Below are 12,248 nucleotides of genomic sequence, written 5' to 3' on the forward strand. Positions count from 1 at the left end.
GGGTAGGGGAAGGACCAGGGCGCGAGCGCTCGTCTCAGGCGGCGCTCCACGGTCTTGCCCCTTGGATGATCTCTTGAGCACGTGCGGCAAAGCGGCCGGCGAGCGGCGACTTGCTGGCGGCATCGGCCGACGCCGCGCTGCCTGCCCGCGCCCGGTCGGCGATGCCGACGAAGATCACCGCGAAACGGAACAGCGAAAAAACCAGGTGGAAGCGTTGCAGGGGCGCAGTGGGTACGGCATGCGCGAAATAATGGTCAAGGAATTCGCGCTGGCTGGGGATGCCGAGGGCGGCATGATCGAGGCCGAGGATGCCGCCATATTCGTCTGGCGTCGAATGCCAGGTCATCGAGCAAAAGCCGAGATCGGCGAGCGGATGGCCGATCGTCGACAGCTCCCAATCGAGAATGCCGATCACCTCCGGCTTGCCGGGATGGAACAGCAGATTTCCGAGGCGGAAGTCGCCATGGGCGATCGACACGCGTCCATCATTCGTGGGCAGATGCTGCGGCAACCAGTCGGCGACCGCTTCGAGTGCCGGAATTCTGTCGCTCGGCGATTCCCTGAGCTGCCGGGTCCAGCGGCCAATCTGGCGCTCGAAATAGTTGCCGGGCGGGCCGTAATCGCCGAGACCGACCGCGTCGGGACGGACAGCATGCAGTTTGGCCATCGCTTCGGCCATGCCGAAATAGATGCCGCGTCGCTCCGCGGGGACGAGGCCAGGCAGCGAACAGTCGTGGAAAACGCGACCATCCAGCCGCTCCATCAAGTAAAAGGACGTGCCGAGCGGCTCGACACCGTCGTGATAGAGCACCGGCCGCGGCACCGGGACGTTGGTCGCTGCGAGCGCTTCAAGCACGCGGAACTCGCGGTCGACGGCATGGGCCCCGCGCAGGATCGGCCCGGCCGGCTTCTTGCGCAGCACCATGCGATGCGGACCATAGTCGACGAAGTAGGTGGGGTTGGACTGCCCGCCGCCGATCCGCCCGAGCGCCATTGCGGCATCGCCGAAGCGGTTCGCGAGAAAGCCCTTCAATGCCGCAGGATCGAAATCAGCATTCAACGGCATCTTTTCCTCCTGAGATGCCACCCCGCGTCCGCTATGCCTCGCCTTCGACGGTCCAGCGCCAGAAGCCCTTCTCCTCCTCGTTGAGGAAACGGTTCAGCACCATCTTGTGGACCTCATCGGCGCCATCGACCAACCGCGCCTGGCGCGCATAGCGGTAGATCCATTCGAGCACCGTGTCCTTCGAATAGCCTCGCGCGCCATTGATCTGGATCGCCACATCGGCCGCGTCATGCAGCACATTGGCGACCTGGACCTTGGCCATCGATACTTCCTTGCGGGCAAAGCCGCCGCGGTCCAGCTCCCACGCAGCCTTCATCACCAGGATGCGGCCGATCTCGATGCGCATGGCGAGGTCGCCGAGCTTCAGCTGGACGCTTTCGCGGTCGGCGAGGCGCTGGCCGAAACCATAGCGCTCGGCAGCGTAGGCGCGCGCGATCTCGACGCAACGCTTGGACAATCCAAGCCAGCGCATGCAGTGGGTAAGCCGCGCCGGGCCGAGCCGCACCTGCGTCACCTTCATGCCCCTGCCCTCGCCAACCAACATGTCTTCGACAGGGATTTCGAGCCCATCGAATTCGAGCTCGCAATGCCCGCCATGCTCCTCCGGGCCCATGATCTCTATGCGGCGCATGATGCGCCAGCCCGGCTGGTCCTTGTGGAACATCAGAGCCGACAGACCATGGCGCGGATCGTCCGAGGTTCGCGCGATCAGAATGAAATGGCTGGCCTCCTCGGCGCCGGTGATGAACCATTTGCGGCCGGTCACCACATATTTGTCGCCGCGCCGTTCAGCACGCGTCATGATCATCGAAGGGTCCGAGCCGCCGCCGGGGTGCGGTTCGGTCATGGCAAAGGCCGAGCGCACCTTGCCCTCGACAATCGGCTTTAGCCATTTTTCCTGCTGCGCCGGCGTGCCGAGCGCCTCGAGCACCATCATGTTGCCATCATCGGGCGCTGCCGAATTGAACACCACGGGTCCGAAGATCGACCGGTTCATCTCCTCGTAGCAGACCGCCATGTCGATCTTGCCGAGACCGGCGCCGCCGGATGCGGGCTTGAGCTGCAGGCACCACAGGCCCGCCATCCGCGCCTTGGCGCGAAGCGTCTCCAGCAGCGGCAAGGCGATATTTCCATGTGCGTCATAGGACGTCTTGTCGGCCTCGAGCGGCAGGATGTCACGCTCGACGAAGTCGGCAATGCGGACGCGGTAATCTTCGGTGCGGGCTGGAATGTCGAAGTTCATGGACTAACTTTCAGCGAAGCGAGGTGGCCGCCATCGTCTAGAAATCGAGCGAGCGCTCGTTTTCTTTATTCGCCTCTATCCCCTTTTGCAGCCGCCGTCATCCGGCGAAGCGTGGTTCCGCAACGCCCTTGATGCCAAGGCCGCTTATTGCGAACAGGCTGCCGCGCAGGACGCCATCGCCGGGGAGGCGCGGTAACGACCACCACGACTCCGATCTTCATGCCGTCCTCCTCTGTTGGCACCGTGCGGCGATAGGCGAGCCGCCTCAGAACGCGACCTTGTCGCCGCCCTTCAGTGACAGGATCTCGCGCGCCTCGTCGGGCGTCGCCACTTCCATGCCGAGGCCTTCGATGATCTTGCGGGCAAGCACCACCTGCTCGGCGTTCGATTTGGCAAGCTTACCCTTGCCGGCCCACAGACTGTCTTCGAGCCCGACGCGGATGTTGCCGCCAAGGGCTGCCGACTGCGCGGCGATGCGCAACTGGCTGGCGCCGGCACCGAGCACCGACCAGCGGAACTGGTCGCCGAACAGCCGGTCGGCGGTGCGCTTCATATGGGCGACATCTTCGGGATGGGTGCCGATGCCGCCAAGCAGACCGAACACCGACTGCACGAAGAACGGCGGCTTGACCAGCCCGCGATCGGCGAAGTGCGAGAGATTGTAGAGATGGGCGATGTCGTAGCACTCGAACTCGAAGCGCGTGCCGTTGTCGTAGCAGGTCGCAAGGATGTATTCGATGTCCTTGAACGAGTTGCGGAAGACCAGGTCACGCGTCGCTTCCAGATGCGGCTTTTCCCAGTCGAACTTGAAAGTCTCGTATTTGTCGACGAGGTGATAGAGCCCGAAATTGATCGAGCCCATGTTGAGCGAGGCGACCTCTGGCTTGAACTCGGCGGCCGGGCGCACGCGTTCCTCGACCTTCATGTAGGGACTGCCGCCGGTGGTGATGTTGATGGCGGCATTGGTGGCCTGCTTGATGCGCGGCAGGAAGCGGGCGAAGGCCGCCGGCGTCTGGTCGGGCTTGCCGGTCTCGGGGTCGCGGGCATGCAGGTGCAGGATCGCCGCACCTGCCTCCGCCGCCGCGATCGCCTCGGACGCGATCTGGTCCGGTGTGATCGGCAGATAGGGCGACATGGTCGGTGTATGGATCGCCCCTGTCACCGCACAGGTGATGATAATTTTGCCCCTGGTCTGCGTAGCACCGGGCTTGCGGCTTGTTTCCGTCATCTTCCAAACTCCTGATCCGATTTTTTCTTGTGCGCGGCCAGCGCCATCAGCCGGCGGTCGCGCCAAACCTGCCGTTCGCCGAGTTCTCCCCGCGGCAGCCGCTTGCGGCGGTCGGCCTCCACCGTCTCGAGGACTTCGCCGGCCCAGTCGACGCGGCGCAGCATCTGCGGAAAAATGTTGGCATAGATCGATTGATAGCGCTCGATATAGTCGCGTACACCGCCCGGCGCATTAAGGTCGATCGTTTCGAACGGACCCATGAACGACCAGCGCAGCGCCAGCCCGTCGCGAATCCCGATATCGACATCCTCGACGCTGGCATAGCCGTCGGCGACAAGTCGAAAAGCCTCCTCCAGCAGCGCGCCCTGCAGGCGGTTCATGATGAAGCCGTCGAGCTCGTGCTTCATCACCAGCGGCGCGTGGCCCGCATCGACGAGGAAGGCGCGGGTCCTTTCGACCGTTTCGGAAGACGTCCATGGCGCCGGCACGACTTCCGCGGCCGGGATGAGGTAGGGCGGATTGATCGGATGCACGACCAGGCAGCGGTGCCGCCCTTGCAGATGGTCGGTGAATTTCGACGGCAGCAACGCTGAGGTGGAACTGGCGATCACCGCTTGCGGAGCGGCCATTGCATCGATCTGCGAGAACACCTCGCGCTTCACGTCGAGGTTTTCGGGCGTGTTCTCCTGGATATGGACCGCATCGGCCAGCGCTTCTTCGAGCTCCGCAACGACGGCAATGCGACCAAGCACGACGTCGATTGCCTGCCCCCGCAGCAGATCATTCGCAACGAGGTCGCCGAGCACGCCGGCGATGTAATCGTGCGCACCTTCGGTCGCGGCCGGCGACTGGTCCCACATCCGCACATCGTGGCCGGCGCGGGCAAAACTGATCGCCCAGGCCCGCCCGATGAACCCGCTGCCGACAATCGCTACTTTCATCATGGTCGGGCTCCTCAAAGGGTTTCGACATTACCGTCGACGCCGAGCGACTGGCCGGAGATGTTGATCGCCGCATCGGACAACAGGAAAGCGACCATCGCGGCGACGTCATAGGGGCTGGTCATGCGGCGCAGCGAGATGTTGTGGAGATAGCGTTCCGTCATCTCCTCGTTCGACACACCGAGCTGTCTGGCCCGGTCGGCGATAACCTTGTCGATGCGTGGTCCCTCGACGATGCCGGGCAGGATGGCGTTGACCCTTATGCCGTGCGGCCCGAGTTCCTTGGCAAGGCTTTGCGTGAATCCGATGACGCCGAACTTGGCCGCCGAATAGGGGGTGCGGAAAGCGTAGCCATGGCGGCCGGCGGCGGACGCCATCGAGACGATCGAGCCGCCGCCCGCCGCCTTGATCAGCGGCACGGCACGCCTGGCGCAGAGGAACTGGCCGGTCAGGCAGATGTCGATGCAGCGCCGCCACTCCGCCGGATCGATTTCGTCGACGCCGCCGGTCGGCCCGGCGATGCCGGCATTGTTGATCAGCGCATCGAGGCCGCCGAGCTTTTCCTTCACCGTCTCGAACAGCCTGTCGACGTCGTCGTCGCGCGAGACATCGGCCTTGATCGCGGCGACCAGGGCGATCTTGTCCGGAGCGGCAGCCAGCGCCTCGTCGGAGACGTCGCAAACGACAATGCGCGCGCCGAGCCGCGACAGCGCGTCGGCAATGGCCAGGCCGATGCCGCCGGCGCCCGCCGTCACCAGCACGCGCTGCCCCTTCAGCCCGGTCAGAAAATCATCCGCCGATGTCGGCGCCCCTTTGCTCATCGTGTATCCCTTCTCATTGCAGCCGCCGTTCGCGCAGCGCCATGACAGCGCCCAGAACGACCAAGCCGTACAATATTGCCCCTGAAATTGTGACGAAAGCACTGCCCTCTGCGAGGGCGACGGACGATTCCGTAATGTGAAATTTCTGCTTCAGCTGTTGCGAAGGGTCTGTTGCGCAATTCGCCAGGCCTGCTCCACATGCCGCCGGGCCGCGGCTTTGGCGGCATCGCCGTTGCGCGACTTGATCGCGTTCATAATGTCGGTCATTTCGGCAATTGCGGCATCGCGGCGGTCCACCGAAGCGATGGTCATGGAACGCAGCTGGTTGATGCGGACGTTCAGACCCTGGACGATCTCCCAGGCGATGCGCTTGTCGGCGGCATCGAAAAGCACTTCATAGAATTTTGTCGTCGCCCGCATCACCTCGATCGGATTGGCTGAGGCCCACGCCTTGAGCAGCACATCGAATGCGCGCTCAAGCGCAGCGATCTGGTCCTCAGTCGCTGTCAGCGCGCAGGCGCGCGCCGCGATGCCCTCCATCAAAGCGCGGAGTTCATAAATCTCATCGGTGCGGCTGAGGTCTGGCCTGGCCACCGCGGGTCCGTGGCCTGGTATCATCTGAACAAGGCCCTCAGTCTCCAACTGCCGCAGAACTTCGCGCACCACCGAGCGACTGACGCCGAGCTGGTCGCAAAGCGGCCGCTCGACCAGCCGTTCGCCGGGCTGGAAGTGAAACCCCATGATCGCGTCGCGCATGCGCTCCAGCGCCAGCGTTCTCAGCGTCTTGGTGGATCGTTCGATCCTCAGTGTGTCGTCGGCCAATTCATCTACTCCCAGCATCCGCAAACAAAACAGATTCGACGATCCGTTGACAAGGGATTTGGTCTTCAATAGTATGGTATACCATAAGATGACCGTGGCGGAAGGGAGCTTTTCCGGATGCCTCGGCGAACGACCACCGAGGAGTCTATGAAGCCGACCATCCGAAAGATCGTCACCTATGTCGAGAACACGCTGATTGAAGGCGGCAAGGTGGCCCCCCGGCCGCTGCGCCTGATCGGCGTGGCGGCAGTGCTCGACAATCCTTGGGCCGGGCGCGGTTTCACTGAGGACCTTTCTCCCGAGATCCGCGCCTATGCGCCGGTTCTGGGGGAGATGCTGACCCGTGAAATCCTCGCAGTTGCGGGATCCGGCGAAGCGATCGAAGGCTACGGCAAGGCCGCAATCTGCGGCACATCAGGCGAGATCGAGCATGCCTCCGCGCTCATCCACACGCTGCATTTCGGCAACCATTATCGGCGTGCCGTCGGCGCCAAGACCTATCTTGCCTTCACCAACCTGCGTGGCGGGCCGAACACGCCGATCATGATCCCGCTCATGGACAAGAACGACGAAGGCCGACGTTCGCACTACCTGACTGTGCACTTCCAGATCGGTGACGCGCCGGCGCCAGACGAATTGGTGGTGGCGCTTGGCGCCTCGATCGGCGGACGACCGCATCATCGCATCGGCGACCGCTACCAGGATCTCAAGGAGGTCGGCGACCTGCATGGCTGAGCTGATGAAGCCTGACTGGCATCGCGGAACGGCGCCTGACGGTACCGGCTTCATCCGTGCCGGATCCGGCGCGCCGGTCCTCCTCATCCACGGCGTCGGCATGAACGCGGAGATCTGGGTCCCCCAGATCGCGCTGATGAGGGACAGATGGGATGTGATCGCGATCGACATGCTGGGACACGGCCTGTCGCCACTACCACCTGAAGACGCGAGCCTTGCCGACTATGCCGGACAGGCAATCCGGCTTCTTGATCACTTTGGCCTGGATACCGTCTCGATCGTTGGCCATTCAATGGGGGCGCTGGTCGGGCAGGAAATCGCTCTCAACGCACCCGAACGGGTCCGCCGCATGGTGTCGCTCAACGCGGTCTTTCGCCGCCCGGCGGACCTTGCGCAGGCGGTGCGCGAACGCGCCGCCGAATTGAACGGCGCGGAAAACCCGTCAGGGACGGACGCAACGATCGCGCGCTGGTTCGGCAACCCCGTCCCCGACAGCCTGGCCGAGGCGGCAAGGACAACGCGCGCGGCACTGCAAAGCGTCAACCCGGAAGGCTATGCGCGCACATATCGACTTTTCGCCCATGCCGATGCGGCGCATGGCGATCGTCTTCCCGGTCTCGCGATGCCGGCCCTGTTCATGACCGGCTCGCAGGACAGGAATTCCTCGCCTGCGATGTCGGCGGCGATGGCGCGCCTCGCGCCGCGCGGTCGCTGCGTCGTTCTGGAGGGCGAACGACATATGATGGCCGTTGCCGCGCCTGACGTGGTCACACGGCGCATTGTCGATTTTCTCGAGAGCAACGACGGCGCAAGCGCATCGGCGCGACCGGCGATGGAGACAGCCTTCGACGCGGGCGAATTCAGGCGGGCGCTCGGTTCCTTCCTGACCGGCGTTACCATCGTCACCGCGATAGGGCCGGAAGGGGAGCCTCGAGGCTTCACCGCCAATTCGTTTACATCCGTTTCGCTCGATCCGCCGCTTGTGCTGGTCTGCATCGCCAAGAAGGCGCTGGGCCATCCGGTGTTTTCGACCTCGAAGTGCTTTGCCGTCAACGTGCTCTCGGAGGAACAGCGAGCCGCGTCCGGCGTCTTCGCTTCGAAATCGCAGGACAAGTTCTCGGCTGTCGAGTGGCGCTTCGGCCCGACCGGCAGTCCACTGCTCGCTGGATCGGTGGCTACGTTTGACTGTGACATGGAGCAGTTGGTCGACGCCGGCGACCATTCGATCCTCATCGGCCGCGTTCGCGAATTCTCCCACAATTCATCGCAGCCCCTCGGCTATTGCCGTGGCGCCTATGTCTCGCCCGGTCTTAGCCAGGAAGCGCTGGCGGCCGCGCCTCCCGACATGGAGGTCGGCGCCATCCTCGAAGATGAAGGCCGCGTGCTGTTTTTCGAAACCGCCGACGGCTTTTTCGAACTGCCGGCGGGCCGAGGGCTCGGGGCACCCGGCGACACGCGAAGCCTTAGGGGATGCCTCGCCGCGAAAGCCGTCAACGCTCATCTCGGATTCCTGTTTGCGGTCTGGGACGACGCAGCAAGCCCTTCGCGAACGCATGTCTACTACCGCGGCACCGTAGACGCGCCCCACTCCAGTGATCGCCAGATCCGGCTCGTCGACATCGACAGGATTGCCGGACTGAACATCGCCGACGCTGCTGTGCGCTCGATGCTCGCCCGCTATGTTCGCGAATGTCGGGAGGATGCGTTTGGCGTCTATGTCGGCAACGCGGTCGAAGGTGAAGTCCGTCCGCTCGCCAAGCCGGCAGCCATGAACACTCCCAGTCCGGGTCAACAGATATGAAGTTCTCGCTCTTCGTCCATATGGAACGCTCGGACCCGGCAAAGCCGCATGCCGACCTCATCGATGAGCTTGAGGAACTGGTCGTGATGGCCGAGGCGGCAGGCTTCGGGACGGCCTGGATCGGCGAACACCACGGCATGGAGTTCACCATCTCGCCAAACCCATTCATCAACATCGCCTATCTCGGCGCGAGGACGAAGCGCATCCGGCTCGGCACAGGAACCGTCATCGCGCCGTTCTGGCATCCGATCAAGCTCGCCGGCGAGGCAGCCATGACCGATGTCGTCACCGGCGGCCGGCTCGACATCGGCATCGCCCGCGGCGCCTACAGCTACGAGTACCAACGCCTGTTCCCTGGGCTCGACGCCTGGGGAGCGGGCCAGCGTATGCGCGAGATCATCCCGGCCATCAAGGGCCTCTGGGACGGCGATTTCGAGATGTCCGGCGAATTCTGGTCGTTTCCCTCGACCACCTCGTCGCCCAAGCCGGTGCAAAAGCCGCACCCGCCGATCTGGGTGGCGGCGCGCGATCCGAACTCGCACGACTTCGCCGTCTCCAACGGCTGCAACGTCCAGGTGACGCCGCTCGCCTCCGGCGACGACGAAGTAACCAGCCTGATGGAGCGCTTCAACGCGGCGTGCGCGGCGCATCCTGACATGGCCCGCCCCGAGATCATGCTGCTGATGCACACATTCGTTGCCGAAGACGCCGCCGATGCGGAGCAACTGACGAGGGACCTGTCGCTGTTCTACTGCCAGTTCGGCGCGTGGTTCCAGAACAAGAAGCCGGTTCGCCAAGGCATATTGGAAGCGCTCTCCGACGACGAGATCGCAGCCATGCCGCAATATGCGCCGGACAAAATCCGACAGAACCTGGTCATCGGCGAAGCCGAAGAGGTGATCACCCGGCTTAAGGCATATGAGGCGCTCGGCTATGACCAGTACTCGATCTGGATCGACAGCGGCCTGCCGCACGAGCGCAAGAAGAAGTCGCTGCAGCTGTTCGTCGACAAGGTGATGCCGGCCTTCGGGCATGGGAGGCCGCAATGACCCTTGTGGCCTTCAGCAACTTCATAGATGGGGCGTTCGATACGCCGACAGCCACCTTCGAAAGCATCGATCCATCCACGGGAGCGCCCTGGGCGACGATGCCCGCCGCAACCGAGGCCGATGTCGATCGCGCCGTCGAGGCGGCGCACCGGACGCTGCACTCGGCCGCGTGGGCCTCGCTGACGGCGACGGCACGCGGCAAGCTGCTGGTGCGCCTCGGCGACTTGGTCGTCGCCAATGCCGGCCGCCTGGCCGAACTGGAAACGCGCGACACCGGCAAGATCATCCGCGAGACCCGCGCCCAGATCGCCTATGTCGGCGACTATTATCGCTACTATGGCGGGCTTGCCGACAAGCATGAAGGCTCGCATGTGCCGATCGACAAGGCCGATATGGACGTCACCATCCGACGCGAGCCGATCGGCGTCGTCGCTGCCGTCGTGCCGTGGAATTCGCAGCTCTTCCTTTCGGCCGTCAAGCTCGGCCCGGCGCTGGCCGCCGGCTGCACGGTCGTCCTGAAAGCCTCGGAGGACGGTCCAGCGCCGCTGCTGGCCTTCGCCGAACTCATTCATGAGGCCGGATTTCCCGCCGGAAGCGTCAACATACTGACCGGGTTCGGACACGATTGCGGCCGGCGCCTGACAAGTCATCCGCTGGTTTCACGCGTCGCCTTCACCGGCGGACCTTCGACCGCTCGCGCTATCGTCCGCAACACGGCGGAAAATCTCGCCTACACGACGCTTGAGCTGGGCGGGAAAAGCCCGGTTGTCGTTTTCGCTGACGCAGACCTGGACAGCGCGGCCAACGCGGTCGTCGCCGGGATTTTCGCGGCGTCTGGACAAAGCTGTGTCGCCGGCTCGCGGCTGCTTGTCGAGCGTTCGATAAAAGCCGAGTTCCTGGACAGGCTGAAGCGCAAGGCCGAGGCCATCAAAATTGGTGATCCGCAGGATCCCGCCACCGAAATGGGACCGCTGGCAACGCCACGCCAGCGGGAATGGATCGAGAAGATCGTTGCCGAGAGCCTCGCCAGTGGCGGGACGCTGGTCACCGGCGGAAAAAGGCCCGACGAGCATCCGCGCGGCTTCTACTACGCACCGACCATCATCGACACCGAGGATACAGGGCTGCCGTGCGTGCGTGAGGAATTGTTCGGTCCGGTGCTCAGCGTTCTCACCTTCGACACGGAAGCCGAAGCCCTGGCGCTTGCCAACGACACGCCGTTCGGCCTCGCCTCGGGCGTGTTCACCACCAATCTCGCCAAGGCGCACCGCATGGCGCGCGACATCCATGCCGGCGTCGTCTGGGTCAACACATACCGCGCGGTTTCGCCGCTCGTGCCGTTCGGCGGCTACGGTCAGTCGGGGCTCGGCCGTGAGGGCGGGCTCGACGCCATCCGCGATTACACGCGCTCGAAATCCGTCTGGATACGGATATCCGACGAGCCGATCCCGGACCCGTTCGTCATGCGATGAGGGCAGTGCCAATCGCGCAATTTCATAAAAACAAGAAACCAGACAACCAACAGAGGAGAATGACATGAAACTGATTTTGACCGGCATTTTGGCCGGACTCCTGGCAGCCACTGCCGCACACGCCGATGAGATGGTGTTCACCAGCTGGGGCGGTACCACCCAGGAGGCGCAGACCAAATCCTGGGCTGCTCCGTTCGAAGCCAGTTCCGGCATCAAGGTCCTGCAGGACGGCCCGACCGACTACGGCAAGCTGAAGGCCATGGTGGAAGGCGGCAGCGTCGCCTGGGATGTCGTCGATGTCGAAATGGATTTCGCCATCAAAGCGGCCAAGGACGGCCTGCTCGAGCCGATCGATTTCAACGTCGTGCCGAAAGCCGATCTCGATCCTCGCTTCACCACCGAGCATGCGGTCGGCAGCTTCTACTACTCCTTCGTTCTTGCCTGGAACAAAGGGGCGGTGTCGGGCGAACCGGCGGGTTGGGCCGACATGTTCGACCTGACGAAATTTCCTGGCAAACGCACTTTTTACAAATGGTCGGCGCCGGGCGTCATCGAGATTGCGCTGCTGGCCGACGGCGTGCCGGCAGACAAGCTCTATCCGCTCGACCTCGACCGGGCGTTCAAGAAACTCGACACGATCAAGTCGGAAATCGTCTGGTGGGACAGCGGCGCGCAGTCGCAGCAGCTGATCGCCTCCGGTGAGGCGGCCTTCGGGCAGCTCTGGAATGGGCGTGTCTTCGCCCTCCAGCAGGACGGCGCCGATGTCGGCGCATCCTGGAAACAGAACATGACTGCCGCTGACGTACTCGTCATCCCCAAGGGTTCGAAGAACAAGGCGAGCGCGATGAAATTCCTGGCCGCTGCGACAAGCCCGAAAAGCCAGGCCATGTTTGCTGAAGCAAGCGGCTACGCCCCCATCAACACGGCAGCCAAGGCCGAAATGCCGGCCGATGTCGTCAAGTCGCTGCCGGACGCCTATGTCGACGGGCAGATCAACCTCGACATGAACTACTGGGCTGAAAACCGCGATAAGATCGCGGAGCGCTGGTACGCCTGGCAGGCCAAATAGA

General features: G+C 63.7%; 11 protein-coding genes. 5 read left to right on the forward strand and 6 right to left on the reverse strand.

The annotated features are described in order from the left end of the window. Window positions 1-34: 34 nt before the first annotated feature. The 6 genes from AC0L15_RS11820 to AC0L15_RS11845 form a co-directional block, all read right to left on the reverse strand. The gene (locus tag AC0L15_RS11820) at window positions 35-1,066 is read right to left on the reverse strand and encodes a phosphotransferase family protein (protein ID WP_287245511.1); all 1,032 of its coding nucleotides are present in this window, start codon (window positions 1,064-1,066) and stop codon (window positions 35-37) included. Between the two features lie 31 nt (window positions 1,067-1,097). Continuing rightward, window positions 1,098-2,309 (reverse strand): acyl-CoA dehydrogenase family protein, encoded by a 1,212-nt coding sequence (locus AC0L15_RS11825; protein ID WP_287245514.1) that lies wholly within the window; start codon window positions 2,307-2,309, stop codon window positions 1,098-1,100. A gap of 265 nt (window positions 2,310-2,574) precedes the next feature. Further along, window positions 2,575-3,537 carry a 3,5-dioxohexanoate:acetyl-CoA acetone transferase gene (gene kce / locus AC0L15_RS11830; RefSeq protein ID WP_128171861.1) on the reverse strand — a complete coding sequence of 321 codons (963 nt, stop codon included), beginning with the start codon at window positions 3,535-3,537 and terminating at the stop codon, window positions 2,575-2,577. Further along, complete coding sequence (locus AC0L15_RS11835) at window positions 3,534-4,481, reverse strand: 3-hydroxyacyl-CoA dehydrogenase (protein ID WP_287245517.1); 948 nt, start codon at window positions 4,479-4,481, stop codon at window positions 3,534-3,536. The genes kce and AC0L15_RS11835 overlap by 4 nt, the downstream gene beginning before the upstream one ends. 11 nt (window positions 4,482-4,492) lie before the next feature. Next, on the reverse strand, window positions 4,493-5,299 hold the full coding sequence (locus AC0L15_RS11840; RefSeq protein ID WP_473496370.1) for an SDR family oxidoreductase: 807 nt from the start codon (window positions 5,297-5,299) through the stop codon (window positions 4,493-4,495). A gap of 150 nt (window positions 5,300-5,449) precedes the next feature. After that, window positions 5,450-6,121: a GntR family transcriptional regulator gene (locus AC0L15_RS11845; protein ID WP_287063127.1), complete on the reverse strand. Its 672-nt coding sequence runs from the start codon at window positions 6,119-6,121 to the stop codon at window positions 5,450-5,452. Window positions 6,122-6,268: 147 nt separating this feature from the next. Here AC0L15_RS11845 and AC0L15_RS11850 point away from each other — a divergent pair, with 147 nt between their 5' ends. The 5 genes from AC0L15_RS11850 (at window position 6,269) to AC0L15_RS11870 (ending at window position 12,247) form a co-directional block, all read left to right on the forward strand. After that, window positions 6,269-6,856, forward strand: coding sequence for an amino acid synthesis family protein (locus AC0L15_RS11850; protein WP_287063129.1), 588 nt, complete (start codon window positions 6,269-6,271; stop codon window positions 6,854-6,856). Next, window positions 6,849-8,657, forward strand: a complete 1,809-nt coding sequence (locus tag AC0L15_RS11855; protein WP_287063131.1) for an alpha/beta fold hydrolase — start codon at window positions 6,849-6,851, stop codon at window positions 8,655-8,657. Before AC0L15_RS11850 ends, AC0L15_RS11855 begins: the two co-directional genes overlap by 8 nt. Then, entirely contained in the window at window positions 8,654-9,706 is a 1,053-nt protein-coding gene (locus tag AC0L15_RS11860) for an LLM class flavin-dependent oxidoreductase (protein WP_287245520.1), read from the forward strand. The genes AC0L15_RS11855 and AC0L15_RS11860 overlap by 4 nt, the downstream gene beginning before the upstream one ends. Next, window positions 9,703-11,178: an aldehyde dehydrogenase gene (locus AC0L15_RS11865; RefSeq protein ID WP_287063135.1), complete on the forward strand. Its 1,476-nt coding sequence runs from the start codon at window positions 9,703-9,705 to the stop codon at window positions 11,176-11,178. Before AC0L15_RS11860 ends, AC0L15_RS11865 begins: the two co-directional genes overlap by 4 nt. 64 nt (window positions 11,179-11,242) lie before the next feature. Next, entirely contained in the window at window positions 11,243-12,247 is a 1,005-nt protein-coding gene (locus tag AC0L15_RS11870) for a polyamine ABC transporter substrate-binding protein (RefSeq protein ID WP_027152481.1), read from the forward strand. The last annotated feature ends 1 nt before the right edge of the window (window position 12,248 follow it).

The sequence above is a fragment of the Mesorhizobium sp. WSM4846 genome, assembly GCF_055811415.1.